Raw genomic sequence first — 22,680 nt, forward strand, 5'->3', positions numbered from 1 at the left:
CGGGCCTTCGCTTGACCGGCGCGTCGATGGGAATTGCTGGTTGAGCCCTGCACGGAGGGCGGGTGCGGGCCGTCTATCCCCGTCGAAAGCGCATGCGCTCAGGACGGCAATGCAACAAAACTGCCCGCTGTTGCCGTTGAACGACAGACGTTCGGCCCCACCGTTCTATCGTATCTTCCGCCGGGGACTGTGCCGGGGGATGTCGCTCGGGAGCTCCCGTCCGCGTCGTCCTCGCGGGTTCGGAGGGACCGGGGCCATAGGCGGCGGGTCATGAGTGACGGGTCATGAGCGACACACGACCCACGGGCCGCAAGCCCGTCATCCTCGTCGTCGAGGACGAGCCCGACGAGCGCTTCCTCGCGGCCGAGCTGCTGGAGGAGAAGGGCTTCGAGGTGATCGAGGCCGAGACCGCCGAGCGCGCCCTCGACATCCTGCATGAGCGGGGCGACGGGATCGACGTGGTGTTTTCCGACGTGCGCACGCCGGGCACGATCGGCGGCTTCGAGCTCGCCCGGATCATCGGCGTGACCTGGCCGCGCATCCGCCTGCTGCTGACCTCGGGCGATGCGGGCGATCAGCCGAGCGACCTGCGCGTCACCGCGACCTTCATGCCCAAGCCCTGGCGGGCGCCGGAAATCCTGACGTGGCTCGAAGAGGCCGCGGGGCTCAGGGAGCCGCCGGAGGGATAGACCGGTTGGATCGGAGAGAAGTTAGACCGTGTCCGGTTGATCGCTTCATACGATTTCCGGTTGATCGTTTGGGTCTCTTCCCTCGTCCTTGCGAGGCGAAGCCGTGGCAATCCAGGGCTCCGCACTGTCCGGACAGGTCGCGCGCTGGGTCGCTTCGGCTCCGCCTCGCGACGACGAAGTGGGGTGAAGGCCGAGGCGAGGAACTGGAAACCGTATCGGACGCGCATCCCCTCTCCCCGCCGGATGCCGGGGAGAGGGGACGAACGGCCTCAGGCCGCGGCGACGGTCGCCTTCACGATCCGGTCGGGCTCGCGCACGGGCTCGCCGCGCTTGATCGTGTCGACCACTTCCATGCCCTCGATCACCTTGCCCCACACCGTGTACTGGCGGTCGAGGAAGCGGGCATCGGAAAAGCAGATGAAGAACTGCGAGTTGGCCGAGTGCGGGAAATTGGTGCGCGCCATGGAGCAGGTGCCGCGCACGTGCGGCTCGGCGTTGAACTCGGCGTTGAGGTCCGGAAGGTCCGAACCGCCCGAGCCGGTGCCAGTCGGGTCGCCGGTCTGGGCCATGAAGCCGTCGATGACCCGGTGGAACGGCACGCCGTCGTAGAAGCCCTGGTTGGCCAGGGTCTTGATGCGCTCGACGTGGTTGGGCGCGAGGTCGGGACGCAGCGCGATGACGACGCGGCCCTTGGTGGTCTCCAGGACGATGGTCTCGTTGGTCTCTGCCATGGCTTAAATTCCCTGTCCTCTGGGTCCGTCGTAGATGAAGCGCAGCGCCAGGGGGCGCCCCGCGATGGCTCCGCCGAGGCCCGGCGTGAGCCGGACCGGGGTGCAGCGGGCGATCGCGTCGAGCGTCGCCCGCACCAGGATCTCCCGCACCCGCTCGTCGCCGGGCGCCTGGGCGAAGGTGATCCGCGGCGTGCCGATCACCGAGCCGTCCCGGCGCAGCGAGAGGCGCGCCGTGATCTCCGCCCGCTCGAACCGGCCGAGGCCCTCGGGCACCCGCCAGCAGGCGGCGAGCGCCGGGTAGAGCGCCCGCAGGGTGTCGGCCGGCGCCGCCGTCCCGCCCGCGGGCAGCGGCACCCGCTGCGTGCCCCGCAAGGTCTGGGGGAGGGTGCGCCAGGGTTCAATGCCCTCGAACGCATCCGCCCCGCCCGGCCAGAGCAGGGCGGGAAGCGCCGCGAGGGCGAGGGCCCCGCGGCGAAAGGGGGAGCGCCCGGCTATCGGCCCTCTCCCGAACGCGTCATTGGCCGAGCGACATCTTCACGATCTTGTCGGGGTTCTGCACCGCGCCGTTGTCGCTCCTGGAGCCCTTCTTGATCTTGTCGACCACGTCCATGCCCGAGGTGACCACGCCGACGACGGTGTAGTTGTTGTTCAGGAACTCCGCGTCGCCGATGCAGATGAAGAACTGCGAATTGGCCGAGTTCGGGCTGCCCGAGCGGGCCATGCCGACGGTGCCGCGCTTGAACGGGGCGGAGGAGAACTCGGCGGGGATGTTGGGCAGGCTGGAGCCGCCGGTGCCGTTGCCCTTCGGATCGCCGGTCTGGACCATGAAGCCGTCGATGACGCGGTGGAACTTCAGGCCGTCGTAGAAGCCCTGGGAGACCAGCGTCTTGATCTGCTTGACGTGCTTGGGCGCGATCTCCGGGCGCAGCTCGATGGTGACGCGCCCGTCCTTGGTCTCGAGAACGACGGTGTTCTCGCCCGCCCGCGCGGGCGCGGAGAGCGAGAGGGCGGCCGAGAAGACGGCACCGAGAGCGAGGCCAAGGACGGCGTGGCGGCGATTCATGCGGGGTTAGGCTCCAGCGTTGGGATCGGAGGGTTTGGCGAAGCGGGCGGCGAGCCGCGCGGCGACGACCGGGGGCACGAAGGGCGAGACGTCGCCGCCCATGGCCGCGATCTGGCGGACCAGGGTGGCGGTGATCGGCCGCACGCCCGTGGAGGCGGGCAGGAACACGGTCTGGACCTCGGGGGCCATCGCGCCGTTCATGCCGGCCAGCTGCATCTCGTAGTCGAGATCGGTGCCGTCGCGCAGGCCCCGGATGAACAGGCGCGCCCCGCAGCGCCGGGCGGCGGAGACGGCGAGGTCGTCGAAGGGGATGACCTCCAGGCTCGCGCCCTCGGCAGCCGCGAGCGGCCCGCAGGTCTCGCGCAGCAGGTCGACGCGCTCGTCGGCGGTGAACAGGGGGGCCTTGCCCGGATGCACGCCGATGGCCAGCACCAGCCGTGGCACGAGCCGGCAGGCCTGCCGCACCACGTCGAGATGGCCGTTGGTGACCGGATCGAAGGAGCCGGCGTAGAGCGCTGTACGGGTCGTCACGGGAACGGCCCTAGAGCATTTTCCCCGCAAACGGAACCGCCGACGGCTCCTGCCAACGGAAACGGGCGCCCCGGAGGGCGCCCGCTCGAACGAGAGGGGGTCGGGATCGCTGAAGGCTCCGGTGGAACCGGAGCGCTCCGCCAGCCTCCCGGATCAGTACGTTCCGAACCCGAAATTCACGCCGACGCGGGCGAGGGCGCCCTCGGTGCGGGATTCGAGGTTGTAGCCGACGCCGGGGCCGCCCGTGCTGCGGATCAGCACCGTGCGGCTGCCGAGGTCGTAGCGCAGGTACTCGGCCTTGACCGTCATCTGCAGGGACCCGGTGAGGTTCACGAAGGAATTGGCCGGGATCGCGTACTCGATGCCGCCGCCATAGGCGTAGCCGGTCTCGAGGCCGGAGCGGATCCCGGCATAGGTGATCGGCGTCCCCGTCCGGAAGGTCGCGGCCAGCGTGGTGGTGCCGTAGGCGAAGCCGCCGGTGCCGTAGACCAGGACGCGGTCGAAGGCGTAGCCGATACGGCCGCGCACGGTGCCGAGGAAGTCGAGGTTGGCGGCGTAGACGTTGGTGAGGACGTTCGGGTTGAGGGCAGGCTGGGAGATTCTCTCGGTGCGGCTGCGGGCCAGATCGATGTACTGCGCGTCGGTCTCGAAGCCGAAGACGAAGCCGGTGCCCGGCGTGAGCTGGAAGTTGTAGCCGGCCTGACCGCCGAAGCTGAACCCGTCCTGCGGCAGGGCCACGTCCGCGCGGCGCAGGCCGCTGGACACGTTGGCCTGGAGCGCACCGATCCCAGTCGTCCGCAGCGTGTCGTTCTCGGTGTAGGCGTAGCCGCCGTTGGGACCGAAATAGAGGCCCGTCCAGGTGAAGACGGGGACCGGCGCGAAGACCGGCGCCTCGGCGCGGCGCGGCAGGTCGGCGGCCAGAGCCGTCCCGGTGAGAAGGATGCCCGCAAGGCCGGAGAGGATCAGGGAGTTGCGCAAGGCTCGAACCGGAGGTGTGAGGAAAGTCGCACTTTCTCTACCAACGGCCAGGCGCCGGAACTATGATATAACAGCAACAGTTCAATTACGACCCGACACTCAAATCATGACTCAAATTCAATACTGTAATTCTAAAATAATCCCCGATCACGGTAATTTGAGCAGTGATCCGAGCCGCGGAGAGGTCCGATCACGGCCCCCTCCGCGGCTCCCGATCAGACCGCTTCCTCGCCGCCCTCTTCCTCGCCCTCGATGTGCTCGACCGAGACCACCTTCTCGGCCTTGTCGGTGTTGAACACCGTCACGCCCTGCGAGGCGCGGCCGACGATGCGGATGTCGTCCACCGGCACGCGGATGAGCTGGCCGGCATTGGTGACCAGCATGATCTGGTCGGACGCCTCCACGGGGAAGGAGGCGACGAGGTTGCCGTTGCGGGCGTTGACCCGCATCGCCGTGATGCCTTTGCCGCCCCGGCCCGAGGTCCGGTACTCGTAGGACGAAGAGCGCTTGCCGAAGCCCCGCTCGGACAGGGTCAGCACGAACTGCTCGGCCGCTCCCATCTCGTTGTAGCGCTCCAGCGAGATCGCCGTGGCCTCCGAAGCCTCCTCGGCCTCGGCCGGCTCGGCCTCCGCCTCGCCCGCGTCGCCGATCACGGCCCGGCGCATCTTGAGGTATCCGGCCCGCTCCTCGGGGCTGGCGTCGAAGGCGTTGAGGATCGCCATCGAGATGACTTTGTCGTCCTTGGCGAGGTTGATCCCGCGCACGCCGGTCGAGTCGCGGCCCTTGAAGACGCGCACGTCCTCCACGGGGAAGCGGATGCACTGGCCGAGCGCGGTGGTGAGCAGCACGTTCTGCTCCGGCCGGCAGATCTCGACATGGACGATGTGGTCGCCCGGATCGAGCTTCATCGCGATCTTGCCGTTGCGGTTCACGGTCGTGAAGTCCGACAGCTTGTTGCGCCGCACGTTGCCGGAGGCGGTGGCGAACATCACGTCGAGCGTATCCCAGGAGGTCTCGTCCTCGGGCAGCGGCATGATGGTCGAGATGCGCTCGCCCTCGTTCTGCAGGTGCAGGATGTTGACGAGGGCCTTGCCCCGGGCGTTCGGGGCGGCGATGGGCAGGCGCCAGACCTTCTCCTTGTAGGCCTGACCCTGGTCGGAGAAGAACAGCACCGGGGTGTGGGTCGAGGCCACGAACAGCCGCGTGACGAAATCCTCGTCGCGGGTCGCCATGCCGGAGCGGCCCTTGCCGCCGCGCTTCTGCGCCCGGTAGGTCGAGAGCGGGACGCGCTTGACGTAGCCGGCATGGGACACGGTCACGACCATGTCCTCGCGGGCGATCAGATCCTCGTCCTCGACGCTGAAGTCGGAATCGATGATTTCGGTCCGGCGCGGCGTCGCGAATTGCTCGCGGACCTCGGCGAGTTCGGTCTTCACGATCGCCTGGACGCGCAGGCGCGAGCGCAGGATGTCGAGGTAGTCGGCGATCTCGTCGGCGAGCTTCTTCAGTTCGTCGCCGACCTCGTCGCGGCCCAGAGCCGTGAGGCGCTGCAGGCGCAGGTCGAGGATCGCGCGCGCCTGGATCTCCGAGAGCCGGTAGGTGCCGTCCTCGGCCACGCGGTAGCGCGGATCGTCCACCAGCGCGATCAGCGGGGCGATGTCGTGGGCCGGCCAGTCGCGGGCCATCAGCGCCTCGCGGGCGGTGTTCGGGTCCGGCGAGGTGCGGATCAGGCGGATCACCTCGTCGATGTTGGCGACCGCGATGGCCAGACCGCACAGGACGTGGGCGCGCTCGCGCGCCTTGTTCAGCAGGAACTTGGTGCGCCGGGAGACGACCTCCTCGCGGAAGTCGTTGAAGGCCTGCAGGAGGTCCTTCAGGTTCATCAGCTCGGGGCGGCCGCCGTTCAGCGCCACCATATTGCAGCCGAACGAGGTCTGCAGCGGCGTGTAGCGGTAGAGCTGGTTCAGCACGACCTCGGCCATGGCGTCGCGCTTGATCTCGACGACGATGCGCATGCCGTCGCGGTCGGATTCGTCGCGCAGGTCCGAGATACCCTCGACGCGCTTCTCCTTGACGAGTTCGGCAATCTTCTCGACCAGCGTCGCCTTGTTCACCTGATACGGGATCTCGGTGAAGATCAGCGCCTCGCGCTCCTTGCGCAGCTCCTCCACGTGGGACTTCGCCCGCATGATGATGGAGCCGCGGCCCGTGGTGTAGGCCTGACGCGTGCCGGCCCGGCCGAGGATCAGGCCGCCGGTCGGGAAGTCGGGTCCGGGCACGATCTCGTTGAGCGCCTCGATGGTCAGGCTCGGATCGTCGATGAGGGCGATGCAGGCGTCGATCAGCTCGCCGAGATTGTGCGGCGGGATGTTGGTGGCCATGCCCACCGCAATGCCACCCGCGCCGTTGACCAGCAGGTTCGGGAAGCGGGCCGGCAGGACGGTCGGCTCCTCGTGCTCCCCGTCGTAGTTGGCCTGGAAATCGACGGTGTTCTTGTCGATGTCCGAGAGGAGCGCGCTGGCGGGCTTGGCCAGGCGCGACTCGGTGTAGCGCATGGCCGCGGCCGGATCGCCGTCGACCGAGCCGAAATTGCCCTGCCCGTCGATGAGCATCAGGCGCATCGAGAAGTCCTGGGCCATGCGGACCAAGGCGTCGTAGATCGATTGGTCGCCGTGCGGATGGTACTTACCGATCACGTCGCCGACGATGCGGGCCGACTTGACGTAGCGCCGCTCGGGCAGGTGCCCGCTCTCGTGGGCCGCGAACAGGATGCGCCGGTGCACCGGCTTGAGGCCGTCGCGCGCATCGGGCAGCGCGCGGCTCACGATCACGCTCATGGCGTAATCGAGGTAGGAGCGGCGCATCTCGTCGGTGATGGAGACGGGCTTGATGTCGGTCGCGGGCGGAGGCGTGCCGGCGCCGGGTTGGTCCTTGTCGTCTGCCAACGTCGTTCTCTCGATCTACTGCTCGTTCCGACCGGAATCGGAAACATCGCGGACCCGGTCCCGCGGCCGATCCCGCCCGCGCCCTCATCCTGAGGTGCCCGCGGAAGGCGGGCCTCGAAGGACCCTCCCGTTCGCGGGCGATCCCTGGACGATCCGTCGGGGCTTCCGCTCGCGCTTCGGCACCTCGGGATGAGGGTAGGGGCAGGATGGACCGTGGCCGACCAAAGGCCGTCGTCTCAGTTACTTAAATATGAATTCCGAAGGGCTTGCACAACATCCGCGCGCCTGCCGGCGGTGCGTTTCGCCGCGTCAGGAAGGCCGCGCCAGCAGCGCCTCGGCCGCGGCCAGATCCTCCGGCGCGTTGAGGTTGAGGAAGGGATCGACGGGCTCGACCGGCCAGCTCGCGACCGCCGCCCCGTGCCGCTCGATGAAGCCGCCCACGCGCCGTTCGCCCGAAGCGAGCCAGCCGCGCAGATCCGCGCGCAGGGAGATCGGCCAGAGCGCGCTGGTGAAGTGGCGCCGCTCGCCCGAGGCCGCCAGCGCGATCGGCCGATCCTCGCCTTGCGCGGCGGCGGCGAGTCGGGCCACGAAGTCGTCGGGCAGGAACGGCGCGTCTCCGGGAACGCTGGCGACGTGGGTGACGCCGGGCAGCGCGGCGGCGGCCTCCAGTCCGGCGAGGATGCCGGCCAGCGGCCCGGGATGATCGGGCATCGTGTCGGGCAGGACGGCCCCGGAAAACACGTCGCGGAAGCGGGCGGGGTCGCCGTTGGCACTCAGCGCGAGGCCGCCCGGGCATTGCGGGGCCAGGCGCTCGGCGACCCGCTCCAGCAGGGTGCGTCCGGCCAGAACCTTCAGCGGCTTGTCGCCCCCGCCCATCCGCCGCGACAGGCCGCCGGCCAGAATCAGGCCCAACGTGCCCGAGCCGGAGACCGGGGCCGTGGTCACTCGATGACGATCCGGGGCGCCGCGCGGCCCGCGGGCGCGCCGGTGAGGTTGGCCCAGAGCTTGCCCGCGATCTCCCGGTAGACCTTGGCCTGCGGTCCGTCCGGATCGGTCGCGACCACGGGGCGGCCGGCATCCGAGGTCTCGCGGATCGCCATGGTGAGCGGGATCTCGCCGAGGAAGGGCACCTCCAGGCGCTCGGCCTCGTGGCGGGCGCCGCCATGGCCGAAGATCGCCGAGGCCGCCCCGCAATTCGGGCAGATGAAGGTCGCCATGTTCTCGATCACGCCGAGGATCGGCACCGAGACCTTGCGGAACATGGTCACGCCGCGCCGCGCATCGATCAGGGCCAGATCCTGCGGCGTCGAGACGATGACGGCGCCCGAGAGCGGCGTGGCCTGGGCCATGGTGAGCTGCGCGTCGCCGGTGCCGGGGGGCATGTCCACGATGAGCACGTCGAGTTCGCCCCAGGCCACGTCCCGCAGCATCTGGGTGATGGCCGACTGCACCATCGGCCCGCGCCAGATCATCGCCGATTCCGGCTCGATCAGCAGGCCGATCGACATCGCCTTCAGCCCGTAGGCCTGCAGCGGCTCCAGGGTCTTGCCCTCGAGCACCCGCGGCTTGCCGGAGAGCCCGAGGAGCTTCGGGACCGAGGGGCCGTAGATGTCGGCATCGAGCAGGCCGACCCTCAAGCCCTGCGCGCTCAGGCCCAGCGCGAGGTTGCAGGCGGTGGTCGACTTGCCGACGCCGCCCTTGCCGGAGGCCACCGCCACGATGTGGCGCACGCCCGGCAGCGCGTTGCCCTGGCGCGGCGGCGCGCCCGCGGGAGCGCCCGTCGCCGGGCGCGGGGCCGCGCCGGGCGACGGGGCGTTCGGCGCCCGCTCCGAGGTGAGGCTCGCCAGCACGCTCGACACGCCGGGGAGCGCCAGCACGCGGCCCTCCGCCTCCCGCCGCACCGGCTCGAAGCGCTCGGCCTCGCTCGGATCGACGAGGATCGAGAACATCACCCGGTTGCCCGCGTCGATCACCACCTGCGAGAGCCGGCCGGAGCCGGGCAGGGTGGTGCCGCCGCGATCCACCGTGACGGTGGAGAGCGCCTTCAGCACGTCGTCGCGGGTGATGGCCAAGGGAGATACTCCACGCGGGATCGCTCGGTGTTTTCCTGCATGTAACCGAGACGCCCGAGAACGCCAGACCCGACGGGAGCGCAAAATCTCCCGCAGGCTCCGCGGACGGTGCCGCCCGACGCCGGGGCCGGCAGCCTATCGCCCCGGTCGCCGTCCCGGCGGGATCGCGATCAGGTTGCACTCTTCCATCGGCCCGCGCACGACCGAGCCGTCGCCGCGCCGGTAGACGCCGCGGCGCACGTGCCGGCAGCCGACGGGGCCGCGCAGCCGCTTCACCCGCTCGATATGGACGCTGCGGTAGCGCCGGTTCGAGAAATCGTGGCCACCGATGCGCACGCCGGGGCCGAAGCGCACCTCCGCCGAGGCCGGCCCGAGCCCGGCCAGCAGCAGCACTGCGATCAGCGCAACCCTCATCCGCTCCATCCCTCAACCGCTCCCGCATCGCGGCCTGAACCAAGACCGGCCTCGCTCGTTGTCGAGGCAATCGCCGGGGCGCCGAATGCCGACAGGGCCTCGGCCGCCCGGCTCACACCATTGCCGACAATCGGAGAACGCAATCCATGCACCAGGGCAACCATCGCGACCACGAGGGCGCGAAGAAGCTCTTCGAGCTGGTCAAGGACGTCAAGGTCGCGATGCTGACCACCGCCGACCAGGACGGGACGCTCAACAGCCGGCCGATGTGGAACAACGAGATCGACGAAAACGGCGACGTGTGGTTCTTCACCAAGCTGCACAGCCCGAAGACCGCCGAGATCGGCCGCGACAATCAGGTCAACCTCTCCTACTCCGACCCGTCGAGCCAGACCTACGTCTCGATCGCCGGCAAGGCCGAGGTGATCCGCGATCAGAAGCTGATCGACGAGAAGTGGCAGGAGAGCCTCAAGACGTGGTTCCCCAACGGCAAGGACGATCCGGAGGTCGGCCTGATCCGCATCCATCCCGAGCAGGGCGAGTACTGGGACAGCCCATCCTCCACGATGGTCCACCTCTACGGCTACGTGAAGGCCTCGCTCACCGGCGAGAGCCCCAAGACCGAGACCAAGAAGGTCAACCTCGCCTGATTCTTTTGGGAAGGGCGTCTGGGAAGGGCGTCTCTCGCCGCCCTTCCGACGATTGCATCCGATCCCGACGGCTCCGTCATCGCGAGCGTCAGCGAAGCGATCCAGGGCGCGGCCTCTCCGAACAGGTCGCGCCCTGGATCGCCACGGCTTCGCCTCGCGATGACGGGGTCGGAACCGAAGCGTTCGACCACATTTCGGCCCACGGCCCACACGACGCAGCGCGCTCCCGTCACCGGCGGGGGCGCTTTTCTTGTGACGAACTCCTGCGTCTCCCGCCGTTGATCCCCGGGGCGATCCGCCCCAAGCTCGGGCGACACTCCCCGAACACGGACGGCCCATGATCGACCTCGCGAAGCGGGTCTACGACCACAACTTCCGCATCGACCCGATCGTGCGCTCGCTGCTCGATACGGATTTCTACAAGCTGCTGATGGCGCAGATGATCTTCCGCCGTCACCGCGACGTGCGGGTCAGCTTCGGGATCCAGAACCGCACGAAGAGCGTGCGGGTGGCCGACGAGATCGACCTCGGGGAGTTGCGGGCGCAGCTCGACCACGCCCGCACGATCGGCCTGAGCCGGGGCGAATCCACCTGGCTTCGCGGCAACACCTTCTACGGCCGCCGCCAGATCCTCTCCTCCGAGTTCATGGCGTGGTTCGAGGCGTTCCGGCTGCCGGACTACGAGCTGGAGGTCCGCGAGGGCCAAGTCGCGCTCACCTTCCACGGCCCCTGGGTCGAGACCACGATGTGGGAGGTGCCCGCACTCGCCATCCTCAACGAGCTGCGTTCCCGCGCGGTGCTGCGCGGCATGGGCAAGTTCGAGCTTCAGGTGCTCTACGCCCGCGCCATGACCCGGGTCTGGGAGAAGATCGAGCGGCTCAAGCGCCTGCCCGGCCTCTCCATCGCCGATTTCGGCACCCGCCGCCGCCACGGCTTCCTCTGGCAGGACTGGTGCGTGCAGGCGATGAGCGAGGGGTTGGGCGAGCGGGCCTTCCTCGGCACCTCGAACTGCCTGATCGCCATGCGCCGCGAGGTCGAGGCGGTGGGCACCAACGCGCACGAACTGCCGATGGTCTACGCCGCGCTGGCCGGCGACGACGATGAGGCGCTGGCCCAGGCGCCCTACGCCGTGCTCGCCGACTGGCAGCAGGACTATGCCGGCAACCTGCTGGTGGCGCTCCCCGACACCTACGGCACCACCGGTTTCCTCGCGAGCGCCCCCGACTGGCTCACTGCCTGGACCGGCATCCGGATCGATTCGAAGGAGCCGATCGCGGGCGGCGAGGAGGCGCTGGCTTTCTGGCAATCGCGCGGCTGCGACCCGCGGGACAAGCTGGCGATCTTCTCCGACGGGCTCGACATCGACGACATCGAGGCGATCCACGCCCATTTCCACGGCCGCATGCGCATCGGCTACGGCTGGGGCACCCGCCTCACCAACGATTTCCGCGGCCTCGTGCCGGAGGGGCGCCTCGACCCGATCTCGGTCGTCTGCAAGGTGACGGAGGCCGAGGGCCGCGCGACGGTGAAGATCTCCGACAATCCGAGCAAGGCACAGGGGCCGGCGGCGGAGGTGGAGCGCTACAAGCGGGTGTTCGGGGTCGAGGAGCAGGCGGCGATGGCGGTGGCGGTGTGAGCCGCTTGGCATCCGCCGACGGCCTGCGAATGATCGGGTTCGCTTCTGAAGAGCAAGCGCCAAGCCGGTCGGGTTCTTTCCAGTCCAATGTCGTGCATAATGGAGGCATGACCGAGTTGCTGGAAAGAGCCATCGCACGCGTCCGCGCCCTCCCGCCCGAGACGCAGGATGATATGGCTCGCGTCCTTCTCAGTCTCGCCGGCGTCGAGGAGCCGTTCGTTCCGCTCACACCGGAGGAAGAAGCCTCGTTCGCCAGTTCCCATGCTCAGGCCGCGCGTCGCGAATTTGCGACGGACGAGCAGGTGCGGGCGATCTGGGCGAAGCATGGCCTGTGAGACTGCACTACACTCCGGACGCCGCCGCCGAGCTTGACGCGATCCTGACATACATCGCGAGCCTGTCACCCCAAGGCGCTCGCCGCGTTCAGCGCCGCATCCAGGCGGTGATCGACCTGCTCTTGCTGCATCCCCTGAGCGGGCATGCGACCAGCCTTCGGCCCATGCGCCGGATCGTGGCGACACCTTATCCCTACCTGATCTTCTACGAGGCGACCGAGGATGAAGTGGTGATTCTCGGCATCCGGCACGCCGCCCGCGACCCGGCCTCCATGCCTGGCACCTCCTGAGACTCGCGAGAAGGATGGAAAGGCGGCGCCGGGCTCATCACCCGGCGCCGCCGTCACTTCGCGTCCGCCTCGGCGGCCTTCGCCGCGCGCTTCTCCGCCGCCTTCTTCCGCCAGGGCGCGTCGGCCTCCCAGTCGCCGGCCATGATGCAGCCGTAGGGCTCCACCGTGTCGACGACCTCGGCCAGATCGTACTTGGCGATCTGGGCGCGCACGCTGCCCGCGTCCTTGTAGGCGCCGGGCAGCTCCGACAGGTCCGGCTTGCCGCAGAAGAAGCGCACGTCGATGCCCTCGGGCAGGGCGGGCGCGTTCTCCCGCAGATAGGCCTTGCGGCTCATGTTGCGCCCCGCCCCGTGCGGGGCAAAGCCGAGCGAGGCCGCGTGGTCGCGGTGGCGGGCGATCAGGATCGGCTCGGCCATGTTGAGCGGGATCAGCGTGCGCCCGTCGTCGTCGGCCGAGAACCCCCGCCACGACGGGGTCGCCCCCTTGCCGTGGTAGTAGAGCCCGTCGTTGCGGCGGAAGACGAAGTTGTGCTCGTTCCAGAACCGGTCCGCGACCGCGTTGCCCACTTTCCGCGCCACGAGGTCGTGGAGCGCGAAGTGGCTCGCCTTGGTCCAGTCCCTGACTACCTGAAGCGCCTCCCAGTAGGCCCGGCCATCGTCGGACTCCGCCTTGATCCAGGCGTTGTGCGCCGGGATCCGCGGGGCGACGATAGACGTGTGCCGACGCGCCGCCGCCATGCCCTTCTTGTAGAGCTGGGCGCCGAGCCCGCGCGAGCCATGATGGGTGACGAGCGCCACCTGCCCCGTCGAGGCGAGGTGCCCGACATAGGCGAAGTGGTTGCCGTCGCCCTGGCTCGCGAAGTGGCCGACCGCGATGCCCGCGAATTCCGCGAGGAAGCGGTTGCCTGCCACCCCCGCCATCACCGCATCCGGCGGCGCGACCACGCCCTTGCGGCCGCCGGGGCCGAAATGCGTGACCGCCTGCACGGCGTCGAGCACACGCTTCGGGTCGTCGGCCCGGCGGAACACCGTGATCGCCACCGAGCAGCAGATGTCGGCCGAGTGGAAGCCCGGATGGATCGCGTCCGCGCAGGCCACCGCGCCGCCCACGGGGATCGTGCCTTCCGCGAAGCCCGAGGGGCAGGCATCCGGCATCACCGCGCCCTTCACGATGGTCGGCACCCGCATCAGCGCGTCCATGTGGCGGATGACAGCGGCCGCGTTCGCCCGCTCGGCCTCCGTCTCGGCGTCGAGGAAGACGCCGAATGCCAGCGCGTTAGTGCGCATCGGGATCGGGTTGGCCGAGGGCTCGATGGCGCGCAGATGCGCGAGGATGGCCGCGTCGTCCGCGCCCTCGCCGCGCATGCCGTTGGCGATGGCGACCGCCCGCTTGAACCACGCGCCGGGCTCGAAGCCCCAGGCGATGAGATCGCGTCCGTTGATCGCGGTCATGGTGCCGCTCCGTCTTCTTCAATTTTCGGAATGGGGCGGCCGGCTCGTCCGAGCCGTCCGCCCCGTTCGTCATCCGCCGCGCAAAAAGTCCGCGATCAGCGCGGGCGCCGCCGTGTCGAAGCCGACGACGTCGAGCATGCCCGCGTCGTTCGGGTCGGCGATGCTGAAGCCGTTGGAGACGAGCCCCACGACCACGAGCTTGGCCGGAATCCCGGTCTTCTCCCGGTATTCCCGCAGCGCCTGGACCGGGTGGACCGGGCCGGCCCAGGTCTCCGAGTCCGTGTAGACCACGAACGCGTCGGCCCGGACGCCCCGCTCCAGCGCCCACCGCATCGGCAGCGAGCAGTCCGTCCCGCCGAAGGGCAGGTCGGCCGTCGCCGCCACCGCCTGATCGAGCCGCATCGACGGCCCGATCGGCAGGGCGGTGAGCGCCGCCCCCTGGCTCCAGGACTGGCCGGGCTCGGCGGTGAAGCCGAGAACCTGCCAGTGCTCCTCCGTCGCCGCGGTGACGAGCGCCATCGCGGCGGCCGCTTCCCGGGGCGTCAGCGAAGAGCCCGCGACCGCGCCGCAAGCCATCGAGCCCGAGACGTCCAGCGCCAGCACGAGACGCCGGCCCGTGGGCGCGACGTTCCCGAACGTGGTGTAGAACGCCGCGTTCAGCGCCTCGACGATCGCCGCCACCGGCTCCCAGGAGAGCCGGCCGCGCTGGCCGCGGCCCGACGCGTAGGTCCGGAGCGCGACGAGCAGCGCCATCGGGTGCAGGCGCGCCTTCAACAGGCGCTCCCGGTCCGACAGCACGGAGGTCACGTGCGCGGTCGCCGCGGTGAAGGGCGCGAGCGCCCCCGAAGCGGTGAGCCGGCCGAGCTGGCGCACGAGGGCACCGACCGGCATGCGCTCGATCAGGGCCTCGTTCACCGCGCGGCTCGTCATCAGCCCGGTCGGCAGCGCCTCCCAGGGCAGACCATGCGTGCGCACCTGCGCCGCCGCGTAAGCGCCGTCGACGCCCTCCGCCTGCACCGAGGCGAAGGCGTGGACGAGGGCCGGGGTCTCGTCGCTCAGCGTGCCGCGGCAGATCCAGTCGAACAGCGCCTTCCGGGCCGGCTCGTCCGTCTCCGGATGGGCCAGCCGCAGGAGGTCGCGGTGCGACCAGCCCTGACGGGCGCGAACCTTCACCGTCTGGTAGGCGAGCGCGTCCACCGGACGCGCCCGGTACCAGTCGCCGACCGCGCGCCGCAGCGCCCGGCCCCAGCCGCGCAGCGCCTCGACGGCGCCCGCGAACTGGAACAGGTGCGTGCCGGTGCGGCAGACCCGGGGCAGGGCGGCGAGCGCCAGCCGGCGGGTGCCTTCCGCCTCCGCGGAGGCCGCGAGGGCGAGCGCGAAGATCGCCGGATCCTGCTTCGGCGCCCGACCCGCCTCGCTCATCGCGACGATGGTCGCGACCGCCCGCGGGCCGTCCTCGGCGATGCAGCGCATCACCGCAACCGCGTTCTCCCGCGAGAGCGCCCGCTCGCCCGCGTAGTAGGAGCCGCCCTCCGAGCCGAGCACAAGGAAGCGGTCGAGCCGCGCCCAGTCGCCGACCGCGAAGACGTGGCCGCCGGCCGCGTTCGGCACGGTGCGGGGAAGGGGCTCCGACTGCGGGGTGCGCCGGAGCGAGAACAGCTTTCCATAGTTCAACATCACTCGCTCCTCTCTCCGCGGGGCTCTTTTGGGATTGTCCCCGAGGCTCGTTGCGGTCGCGTGGTCGTGAATCGTGCAAGGGGTTCCAGCGCCTCGCGACGCTCAGGATTCGAACCTCAGGACCAGATCACCCTTGCAATCCGGCCCACGCGGCCGAATTCGTTTGTTCCGTCAGCGGCCGTGCGGGCATGGAAGGGAGACAGGCGGTCCGCTCGCGCGGCGTGCGTCGCCCGTCCGCCACCCGGGCATCGGACCTCGCGGCCCGTGGGATTCGAACCCGGCCTCTCGGCCGACGATCACCTGTCTCCATCGGCCCGCACGGCCGATTCTCGTGTTCGTTCGTGCCCGCAGGTCGGACGGGTGTCCGGCTTTGCGGGCCGCGCGGTCGTGGGGTGAGGAACGGGGCGCTCTAACCGACTGAGCTACGGGCCTCTCGACCCGGCGGGCTTCGAACCCGCGACCACCTCATTATGAATGATAACCGTTCCTCTTCGGCCCGCGCGTTTTGAATGTTTTCCTACAACTCAGCCGCGAGAGATCCTGCGGTCATGGATGTCGGGGACGGGTTTGCTGAGCTACGGGCGCAAGGCCCGGCGAAGATCGAATCCGCGACCTCCGCGGCGTGGGCCGCGGCGCTCTACCGGTAACCGTCCCCGTTCGGCCCGCAGGGGCCGCCGGGATGAGGCAGGGGGAATGGGGGCCGAGCCGGAGCGGCGGCCGCGCGGGCATGGGGGTGCGGACGGGAATGTCCTTGCGGACAACCGAGCCCTCCGCCCGAAGGCGTCAGGCGTTCGACTCCCTGAGATAACCGTCCGCTATCGGCCCGCGCGGCCGAATGGCTTCCGTGCGATCGGATTCGACCGCATCGACCATGGCCGCTCCGACCCTGGACGGGCGAAAGCGGCGACGCTTAGGACGTCGTGTTTCATGCCTTGCTCCGTCGAGGCGGGGCCAATGGGAAGCGCGGACGTGTGACGAGCGATCGGGGCTTCACGGTGCAGGTGATAACCGATCGCGACCGGCCCGCGCCGGTGGTGGTGTTCGAGCCGAGAGCCGGACATGGGTGCGAAGGAGCGAAGCTTTCCCAATGCTGGGTAAGTGATAACGCTCGCTTCTCCGGCCCGGCTGAGCCGATGGGCCCGTGCTTACGGTTGTGCCCCCGATGCGTCAAGCCGAAACTTGAAAATTCTTTCAGTTTCGCCCATCTCGCCTCCATGCTGATCCACCCCATCACCCCTGCCCAGATCCGCGCCGGCCGCGGCCTTCTCAAATGGACGCAAGGGGTTCTGGCCAGCCGCGCCAGCATCTCCGCCGTGACCCTGAACATGATCGAGAGCGATCAGGTGGCGCCGCGCACCAAGACCCTCGACGCGATCCGCACGGTGCTCGAAGGCGAGGGCATCCGCTTCATCGGCGACGCGGCGGAAGGCTTCGGCGTGATGATGCGCCCGCGGGCCGACGCGTCGGCGAACCCTTCGGCGGACCCCAGTGGATCGAAACCGCTTCGGGACAAGACGTCGAGTTCCATGCGGGCGGCCGGGTGAGCGCCCGCATCGATCTCAACGCCGATCTCGGCGAGGGCTTCGGCCCCTGGCGCATGGGCGACGACGCCGCGCTTCTCGACATCGTCACCTCGGCCAACGTCGCCTGCGGCTTCCACGCGGGCGATCCCGACATCATGGTCGAGACGGTGCTCGCGGCGCGGGCGCGGGGGGTGGCCGTCGGCGCGCATCCGGGGTTTTGCGACCTGCGCGGCTTCGGCCGGAACCGGATTCGGGAGAGTCCGCAAAAAATCGAGCGCGACATCGCCTACCAGATCGGCGCGCTTCAGGCCTGCGCCGCCCTGGCCGGTGGCCGCGTCACCCACGTCAAGGCGCACGGGGCGCTCGCCAACCTCACCAACGAGGACGAGGCCCTGGCCGCAGCCCTGGCCCGGGCCGTGGCCGGCGTCGATCCAAGCCTCGCCCTGGTGGTGATGCCGGGGCTGGCCGCCGAGCGCGCCGGCGCGCGGGCCGGTCTCACCCTGGTGCGGGAGATCTACGCCGACCGCGCCTACGCGGAAGACGGCACCCTCGCCCCCCGCGGCTCGCCGGGCGCGGTGATCCACGATGCGGGGGAGGCCGCCTCCCGCGTCGCCCGCATGGTCGGGGAGGGCGCGGTCGTCACGCGCGGCGGACGCTGTCTTCCGGTCGCGATCGACACCGTCTGCGTACACGGCGACAACCCCGAGGCTCTCGCGATGGCACGGGCGGTGCGCGCCGGGCTCGAGCAGGCGGGCTTTAGCCTGCGCCCCTTCGCCCAATCCTACGCGGCGTCATGAGGGGTATGCCCCGTTACGGCGACGTTTCTTGGATCGAATCCGGCCTGCTCACGGTTTCTTGAGTTCAGGTGCCTCCGGGCGCAGGCCCGCGACGGTTCTCGCCCGGAACGGGCTCCGGCCGTCGCGCCGAGCCCGCGCGGCCCTTGAGCGAGACCGAGGCCCGCAAAGCTGCGTGGGGCCTCGGATGACGCGTGGCGTAAGAGGGAAGCCCGGCCTGCCATGAAGCGTATCTCCCCCTCCGAAGGCTTCATCGTGCCGCCGCGCCCCACCCGGGTCGCCGCCGCCGAGACGCCCAAGGGCCCTCTGGCCTCCTCGCTCGTCGTGTTCGCGATCATCGTCGCGGGCCTGTTCCTGGCGCGCGAGGTGCTGATCCCGATCGCGATTGCGGTGCTCCTGTCCTTCGTGCTGGGGCCGCTCGTGAACTTCCTGCGCCGGCTTCGGCTGGGGCGGGCGGTGGCGGTGCTCGTCTCGGTGCTGTTTGCCGCCGGCCTCATCGCCGCGCTGTCCACCGTCATCGGGGTGCAGGTCGCCGAACTCGCTGGGGACGTGCCGCGCTACCAGCGCACGGTGGAGCGCAAGATCGAGGGGCTGCGGAACGGCAGCCTCGGCCAGACCATGGACTACATCGCCAACATCAACCGCGCGATCCATCAGGGCGGGGAGGAGAACAAGGAGAGCGCCGAGCGGGCCAAGGAGCGGGCCGCACGCGAGCAGGCGGCTCGCGACAGCGCCCGGAAGGCCGAGCCGGAGCCGCCCAAGCCGGTCGTGGTGCAGGTGGAGGAGCGCCGCCCGAGCCCGCTCGAACTCGCCACCACCGTGCTCTCGCCGGTGGCGCAGCCGCTGGCCACCGCCGGCATCGTCATCGTCGTCCTGCTGTTCATCCTGATGCAGCGGGAGGATCTGCGCGACCGCCTGATCCGGCTCGCCGGCTCGAGCGACCTCCACCGCACCACCGTGGCGATGGACGACGCGGCCCGGCGGCTCTCGCGCTACTTCCTGGGGCAACTCGCCCTCAACACCGCCTTCGGCATCGTCATCGGCATCGGGCTCTGGATCATCGGCGTCCCGAGCCCGGTGCTGTGGGGCATCTTCGCCCTGGTCATGCGCTTCGTGCCCTATATCGGCGCCGTGCTCTCGGCCGTGCTGCCCATCGCGCTCGCCGCCGCCGTCGATCCGGGCTGGAGCATGATGCTGGCGACCTTCCTGCTCTTCGCCCTCGTCGAGCCCATCGTCGGACATGTCATCGAGCCGCTGGTCTACGGCCACTCCACCGGCCTCTCGCCCTTCTCGGTGCTGGTCTCGGCCCTGTTCTGGACCTGGCTGTGGGGACCGGTGGGACTGTTGCTCTCGACGCCGCTGACCGTCTGCCTCGTCGTGCTCGGGCGCCACGTCGACCGGCTCGAATTCCTCGACGTGCTGTTCAGCAACCGCCCGGCCCTGACCCCGGTCGAGAACTTCTACCAGCGCATGCTCGCCGACGATCCCGAAGAGGCGCAGGAGCATGCCGACCTGATCCTGCGGGAATGCTCGCTCTCGGCCTATTACGACGACGTGGTGCTTCGCGGCCTCGAACTCGCCGCCCGCGACGCCGCCCGCGGCGTGCTGACGCCGAGCCAGAAGGACGAGATCCGCGCCTCGATCACCGCCCTGGTCGAGGATCTGGAGACGCGCGAGGATTCGGTGCCCGACCCGGCCTCGAAGGCCTCCCGCCTGCTCCCCGGCGGCCCCGCGGAGGCGGAGGGCGCGTGCAAGAACGAGCCAATCCCCGATCCCGACCCGGACGACCTGTCGGAGGCGTGGCGCCGGGACGGCGCGATCCTGCTGGTCTCGGGCCGCGGCTTCCTCGACGAGGCGGCGACCGCCATCGCCGAGCAGCTGCTGCGCAAGCGCGGCTTCGGCACCCGGCAGGTGCCCTTCGCCGACCTCGCCCGGGTGAAGATCGGCGCGTGGGACCCCGGCCCGGCCCAGACCGTCTGCGTGATCTCGCTGGCGCTGACCGGCGAGCCGACCCACCTGCGCCGCCTCGTCTCGCGCATCCGCCAGAAGATCGACAGCGTGCCGATCGTCGCCGGCCTGTGGCGCCTCGACGAGCCGACCGTCTCCGACGAGACGGTGCGTGCCAAGCTCGGGGCCGACGACCACGTCACCTCGCTGCGCGACCTGATCGAGACGATCCTCGCCATCGCCCGCCACGGCGCCCCGCAGGGCCCCCAGCGCCAGGAGGCGGCGACGCCCCCGCGCCAAGCCCTACCGGAACCGGCCTGACGCTGAACGGCGGCGAAGGATTTCCGGGCGAGGGTTGACGGCGCCCCTCGCGGCGGCTTCGTCTTGGGCGGTCAACGGAAGGCTGCCCCCGATGAGCGTCGTCGATCTCGCCCGGTTCATGGAAGACCTCGCCACGCAGTCGGGAGCGGCGATCCTGCCCTTCTTCCGGGCGCATTTCGGCCTCGACGACAAATCCCACGGGACGGGACGGGCCTTCGACCCCGTGACCGAGGCCGACCGCGCCGCGGAGGCCGTGATGCGGCGGATGATCAAGGACCGGCTGCCGAACCACGGCATTCTCGGCGAGGAATTCGGGGCCGAGCGGGCGGATGCCGAATGCGTCTGGGTGCTCGACCCGATCGACGGCACCCGCGCCTTCATCAGCGGCCTGCCGACCTGGGGCACCCTGATCGGCCTCACGCATCACGGCGCGGCGGTGCGCGGCCTGATGCACCAGCCCTATCTCGGCGAGCGCTTCCTCGGCGACGGCAAGACCGCCAGCGTGCGCAGCCCGAAGGGCGAGCGGCCCCTGCACGGCCGCCGCTGCGACGCGCTCTCGAACGCGATCCTCGCCACCACCGATCCGCGCCTGTTCGCGGAGGGCGAGGAGGCCGAACGCTTCCGGGCGATCGAGGCAGAGGTGAAGATGTCCCGCTACGGCGCCGATTGCTACGCCTACTGCATGCTGGCGGCGGGCCAGATCGACCTCGTGGTCGAGGCGGGATTGAAGCCCTACGACATCGTGGCGCTGATCCCGATCGTCGAGGGCGCGGGCGGCGTGGTCACCGCCTGGGACGGCGGCCCGGCGACGCAGGGCGGCCGCATCGTCGCGGCGGGCGATCCCCGCCTGCACGAGTCGGCGCTGAAGCGGCTCAATCCGTAGAGCTTGCCGTAGGGCGCGGGCCGCCGCGCCGTCCCTCCGCCGTCTCAGCCGACGGCGGCACGGCGCGGCGCCTCTTCCACGGGTGCCTGAGCCCCGTGTCCTGGGATGAAGGCGTCGAAGGCCGCCCAGAAATCGGTGCGGATCGCGTCGCTCTCCGTCAGGATCTCGTGGCGGGCGCCCGGCAGGACGATGAGGTGACCCGTCTTGAGGCGTGCGGCGAAGCGCTCGACCGCCGGCGTGCTGCAGACGGGGTCGGCGCCGGCCGCGACGATCAAGCAGGGCGTGCGGATGCGCCGGATCGTGGCCGGCTTCGCGAGCCGGCGCATGGCGCGGAAGGCCGAGGCGAGCCAGGCGATGGTCGGATCGCCCACCGCCCCAGCGCCCACCTCGCGGGCGGCGGCCGCGTTGCGGGCGTAGCGCACCGGATCGGTCGAGAGGCGGTTGCCCGAGAACGGCTTCGTCGCGATCGAGGTCGGCTTGCCGAAGGGGATGTAGCAGCGCCCGAGCCCGAGCCGGTCGAGGGTGCGCGAGAGCAGCGAGGCGCCCGCGGGCCAGCGCACCATGCGGATCGCCAGCATCGGCGCCACGGTGACGAGGCGCCGGAACGGCAGCCAGCCCTCCGCCGCACCGGTCAGCGCCACCGCGCCGCCCATGGAATGGGCGAGGGCGAAATGCGGCTCGGGCATCTGCGGCACGAGCACCGTCTCGGCGATGGCCTCGAGATCGAGGCGGTAGTCGTCGAAGCGGCGGACATGGCCCTTGTGGGCGTCGCGCACCTGCCGGCCGGAATCGCCCTGGCCGCGCCAATCGAAGGCGACCACGCTGAAGCCGCGGGCGCGCAGCTCGGCGATGGTCTCGTAGTACTTCTCGATGAACTCGGCCCGGCCCTGAAGCAGGCAGACCGTGCCCTTCACGCCGCGCGCCGTCGGTCGCCAGACGGCGGCCCGCAACAGGACGCCGTCGGAGGTCCGGACCGGCACGATCTGGGCACCGGGCGGGACCGGATTTCCCGGAGTGGGGCGCAGGGTCAGCACGGCCGGATCAGCCCTCGAAATTTTTTCTCGAAGAAGCGCATAAATCCCCGCAAGCAGGCCCTTGCACGGTTTTGGAGCCCCACCAATATCCCGAATGCGCCGGCCGAGACGGCGGCGCGACGGTCCGGCCCCCGGGCGGACCCGAATACAATCGGCATGTTGCTTCTTCTGGAGGATATGTGATGCGTCAGTTCGATCTGGCTCCCCTTTACCGCTCCACCGTCGGTTTCGACCGCCTTTTTGCGGCCCTCGACGGTCTCGTGAGCGCGGAAGCCGCCCCGACCTACCCGCCCTACAACATCGAGCGCACGGGTGAGAACGTCTACCGCGTCACCGTCGCGGTGGCCGGCTTCACCGAGGCCGACCTGTCGATCGAGGTGAAGGAGAACGCCCTCACCATCAAGGGCGAGCGCAAGCCCGCCGCCGACGGCAGGCCCGCCGACGTGCTCTACCAGGGCATCGCCGCCCGCGCCTTCGAACGCCGCTTCCAGCTCGCCGACCACGTCCAGGTGACCGGCGCCGTGCTGGAGAACGGCCTCCTCCACGTCGATCTCGTCCGCGAGGTCCCGGAGGCGAAGAAGCCGCGCCGCATCGAGATCGCCACCCGCGCCTCGAGCCAGCCGGTGATCGAGGGCTCGGTCCAGCAGGCCGCCTAACGCTTCGGCCGCGAGGCTGCCCCCATAGGATCGCGCCCCGGCCCGCAAGGCCGGGGCGTT

General features: G+C 70.2%; 22 protein-coding genes. 10 read left to right on the top strand and 12 right to left on the bottom strand.

Features of this window, described 5'->3' with window-relative positions:
- Positions 1 to 284: 284 nt before the first annotated feature.
- Positions 285 to 689 (top strand): response regulator, encoded by a 405-nt coding sequence (locus ACPCJR_RS09720; protein ID WP_391511963.1) that lies wholly within the window; start codon positions 285 to 287, stop codon positions 687 to 689.
- 269 nt (positions 690 to 958) lie between these two features.
- On the opposite strand, the gene ACPCJR_RS09725 is transcribed toward ACPCJR_RS09720, so the two are convergent.
- From ACPCJR_RS09725 to ACPCJR_RS09765, 9 genes are all read right to left on the bottom strand, one after another.
- Positions 959 to 1,420, bottom strand: a complete 462-nt coding sequence (locus ACPCJR_RS09725; RefSeq protein WP_110351151.1) for a peptidylprolyl isomerase — start codon at positions 1,418 to 1,420, stop codon at positions 959 to 961.
- Between the two features lie 3 nt (positions 1,421 to 1,423).
- Entirely contained in the window at positions 1,424 to 1,858 is a 435-nt protein-coding gene (locus tag ACPCJR_RS09730; RefSeq protein WP_391512102.1) for a hypothetical protein, read from the bottom strand.
- Between the two features lie 76 nt (positions 1,859 to 1,934).
- Positions 1,935 to 2,483, bottom strand: a complete 549-nt coding sequence (locus tag ACPCJR_RS09735; protein WP_391511964.1) for a peptidylprolyl isomerase — start codon at positions 2,481 to 2,483, stop codon at positions 1,935 to 1,937.
- 6 nt (positions 2,484 to 2,489) lie between these two features.
- Positions 2,490 to 3,014, bottom strand: a complete 525-nt coding sequence (gene coaD / locus ACPCJR_RS09740; RefSeq protein ID WP_391511965.1) for a pantetheine-phosphate adenylyltransferase — start codon at positions 3,012 to 3,014, stop codon at positions 2,490 to 2,492.
- A 153-nt stretch (positions 3,015 to 3,167) separates the two neighbouring features.
- Entirely contained in the window at positions 3,168 to 3,992 is an 825-nt protein-coding gene (locus tag ACPCJR_RS09745; protein WP_391511967.1) for an outer membrane protein, read from the bottom strand.
- Positions 3,993 to 4,207: 215 nt separating this feature from the next.
- Positions 4,208 to 6,937, bottom strand: coding sequence for a DNA gyrase subunit A (gene gyrA / locus ACPCJR_RS09750; RefSeq protein WP_391511968.1), 2,730 nt, complete (start codon positions 6,935 to 6,937; stop codon positions 4,208 to 4,210).
- Between the two features lie 309 nt (positions 6,938 to 7,246).
- The gene (gene mobA / locus ACPCJR_RS09755; protein WP_391511969.1) at positions 7,247 to 7,882 is read right to left on the bottom strand and encodes a molybdenum cofactor guanylyltransferase MobA; all 636 of its coding nucleotides are present in this window, start codon (positions 7,880 to 7,882) and stop codon (positions 7,247 to 7,249) included.
- A complete protein-coding gene (locus ACPCJR_RS09760) occupies positions 7,879 to 9,009 on the bottom strand; it encodes a P-loop NTPase (RefSeq protein ID WP_391511970.1) in 1,131 nt (376 codons plus the stop codon). The genes mobA and ACPCJR_RS09760 overlap by 4 nt, the downstream gene beginning before the upstream one ends.
- A gap of 135 nt (positions 9,010 to 9,144) precedes the next feature.
- Positions 9,145 to 9,423, bottom strand: coding sequence for a hypothetical protein (locus tag ACPCJR_RS09765; RefSeq protein WP_391511971.1), 279 nt, complete (start codon positions 9,421 to 9,423; stop codon positions 9,145 to 9,147).
- 146 nt (positions 9,424 to 9,569) lie between these two features.
- Between ACPCJR_RS09765 and ACPCJR_RS09770 the strand changes: the two genes are divergently transcribed.
- The 4 genes from ACPCJR_RS09770 (at position 9,570) to ACPCJR_RS09785 (ending at position 12,334) form a co-directional block, all read left to right on the top strand.
- Positions 9,570 to 10,073 carry a pyridoxamine 5'-phosphate oxidase family protein gene (locus ACPCJR_RS09770; protein ID WP_110351145.1) on the top strand — a complete coding sequence of 168 codons (504 nt, stop codon included), beginning with the start codon at positions 9,570 to 9,572 and terminating at the stop codon, positions 10,071 to 10,073.
- Between the two features lie 337 nt (positions 10,074 to 10,410).
- Positions 10,411 to 11,709, top strand: a complete 1,299-nt coding sequence (locus ACPCJR_RS09775; RefSeq protein ID WP_391511972.1) for a nicotinate phosphoribosyltransferase — start codon at positions 10,411 to 10,413, stop codon at positions 11,707 to 11,709.
- 107 nt (positions 11,710 to 11,816) lie between these two features.
- Positions 11,817 to 12,044, top strand: coding sequence for a hypothetical protein (locus tag ACPCJR_RS09780; protein WP_391511973.1), 228 nt, complete (start codon positions 11,817 to 11,819; stop codon positions 12,042 to 12,044).
- Entirely contained in the window at positions 12,041 to 12,334 is a 294-nt protein-coding gene (locus ACPCJR_RS09785; protein WP_391511975.1) for a type II toxin-antitoxin system RelE/ParE family toxin, read from the top strand. Before ACPCJR_RS09780 ends, ACPCJR_RS09785 begins: the two co-directional genes overlap by 4 nt.
- 53 nt (positions 12,335 to 12,387) lie before the next feature.
- Here the strand turns inward: ACPCJR_RS09785 and ACPCJR_RS09790 are convergent, their stop codons facing one another.
- Both ACPCJR_RS09790 and ACPCJR_RS09795 read right to left on the bottom strand, forming a co-directional pair.
- Positions 12,388 to 13,785 (bottom strand): RtcB family protein, encoded by a 1,398-nt coding sequence (locus ACPCJR_RS09790; protein ID WP_391511976.1) that lies wholly within the window; start codon positions 13,783 to 13,785, stop codon positions 12,388 to 12,390.
- Positions 13,786 to 13,854: 69 nt separating this feature from the next.
- Positions 13,855 to 15,462, bottom strand: a complete 1,608-nt coding sequence (locus ACPCJR_RS09795; RefSeq protein WP_391511977.1) for a TROVE domain-containing protein — start codon at positions 15,460 to 15,462, stop codon at positions 13,855 to 13,857.
- 971 nt (positions 15,463 to 16,433) lie between these two features.
- Between ACPCJR_RS09795 and ACPCJR_RS09800 the strand changes: the two genes are divergently transcribed.
- From ACPCJR_RS09800 to hisN, 4 genes are all read left to right on the top strand, one after another.
- Entirely contained in the window at positions 16,434 to 17,006 is a 573-nt protein-coding gene (locus ACPCJR_RS09800; protein WP_391511978.1) for a helix-turn-helix domain-containing protein, read from the top strand.
- The gene (locus ACPCJR_RS09805) at positions 17,003 to 17,782 is read left to right on the top strand and encodes a LamB/YcsF family protein (protein ID WP_391511979.1); all 780 of its coding nucleotides are present in this window, start codon (positions 17,003 to 17,005) and stop codon (positions 17,780 to 17,782) included. Before ACPCJR_RS09800 ends, ACPCJR_RS09805 begins: the two co-directional genes overlap by 4 nt.
- Before the next feature lie 219 nt (positions 17,783 to 18,001).
- Entirely contained in the window at positions 18,002 to 20,047 is a 2,046-nt protein-coding gene (locus tag ACPCJR_RS09810) for an AI-2E family transporter (RefSeq protein WP_391511980.1), read from the top strand.
- A gap of 91 nt (positions 20,048 to 20,138) precedes the next feature.
- Positions 20,139 to 20,930, top strand: a complete 792-nt coding sequence (gene hisN / locus ACPCJR_RS09815) for a histidinol-phosphatase (RefSeq protein WP_391511981.1) — start codon at positions 20,139 to 20,141, stop codon at positions 20,928 to 20,930.
- Between the two features lie 44 nt (positions 20,931 to 20,974).
- Here the strand turns inward: hisN and ACPCJR_RS09820 are convergent, their stop codons facing one another.
- Positions 20,975 to 21,964 carry an alpha/beta fold hydrolase gene (locus ACPCJR_RS09820; protein WP_391511982.1) on the bottom strand — a complete coding sequence of 330 codons (990 nt, stop codon included), beginning with the start codon at positions 21,962 to 21,964 and terminating at the stop codon, positions 20,975 to 20,977.
- 182 nt (positions 21,965 to 22,146) lie between these two features.
- On the opposite strand from ACPCJR_RS09820, the gene ACPCJR_RS09825 reads away from it, so the two are divergent.
- Positions 22,147 to 22,620 carry an Hsp20 family protein gene (locus tag ACPCJR_RS09825; protein WP_391511983.1) on the top strand — a complete coding sequence of 158 codons (474 nt, stop codon included), beginning with the start codon at positions 22,147 to 22,149 and terminating at the stop codon, positions 22,618 to 22,620.
- The last annotated feature ends 60 nt before the right edge of the window (positions 22,621 to 22,680 follow it).

Origin of the sequence: Methylobacterium sp. NPDC097929 (assembly GCF_049543375.1) — a bacterium.
Lineage (GTDB): Bacteria > Pseudomonadota > Alphaproteobacteria > Rhizobiales > Beijerinckiaceae > Methylobacterium.

Bases quoted from the DNA above. Each gene is read 5' to 3' on its own strand.
- ACPCJR_RS09720 (WP_391511963.1), top strand. From the start codon at position 285: ATGAGCGACACACGACCCACGGGCCGCAAGCCCGTCATCCTCGTCGTC.
- ACPCJR_RS09725 (WP_110351151.1), bottom strand. From the start codon at position 1,420: ATGGCAGAGACCAACGAGACCATCGTCCTGGAGACCACCAAGGGCCGC.
- ACPCJR_RS09735 (WP_391511964.1), bottom strand. From the start codon at position 2,483: ATGAATCGCCGCCACGCCGTCCTTGGCCTCGCTCTCGGTGCCGTCTTC.
- ACPCJR_RS09765 (WP_391511971.1), bottom strand. From the start codon at position 9,423: ATGAGGGTTGCGCTGATCGCAGTGCTGCTGCTGGCCGGGCTCGGGCCG.
- ACPCJR_RS09770 (WP_110351145.1), top strand. From the start codon at position 9,570: ATGCACCAGGGCAACCATCGCGACCACGAGGGCGCGAAGAAGCTCTTC.
- ACPCJR_RS09775 (WP_391511972.1), top strand. From the start codon at position 10,411: ATGATCGACCTCGCGAAGCGGGTCTACGACCACAACTTCCGCATCGAC.
- ACPCJR_RS09780 (WP_391511973.1), top strand. From the start codon at position 11,817: ATGACCGAGTTGCTGGAAAGAGCCATCGCACGCGTCCGCGCCCTCCCG.
- ACPCJR_RS09790 (WP_391511976.1), bottom strand. From the start codon at position 13,785: ATGACCGCGATCAACGGACGCGATCTCATCGCCTGGGGCTTCGAGCCC.
- ACPCJR_RS09795 (WP_391511977.1), bottom strand. From the start codon at position 15,462: ATGTTGAACTATGGAAAGCTGTTCTCGCTCCGGCGCACCCCGCAGTCG.
- ACPCJR_RS09810 (WP_391511980.1), top strand. From the start codon at position 18,002: ATGAAGCGTATCTCCCCCTCCGAAGGCTTCATCGTGCCGCCGCGCCCC.
- hisN (WP_391511981.1), top strand. From the start codon at position 20,139: ATGAGCGTCGTCGATCTCGCCCGGTTCATGGAAGACCTCGCCACGCAG.
- ACPCJR_RS09825 (WP_391511983.1), top strand. From the start codon at position 22,147: ATGCGTCAGTTCGATCTGGCTCCCCTTTACCGCTCCACCGTCGGTTTC.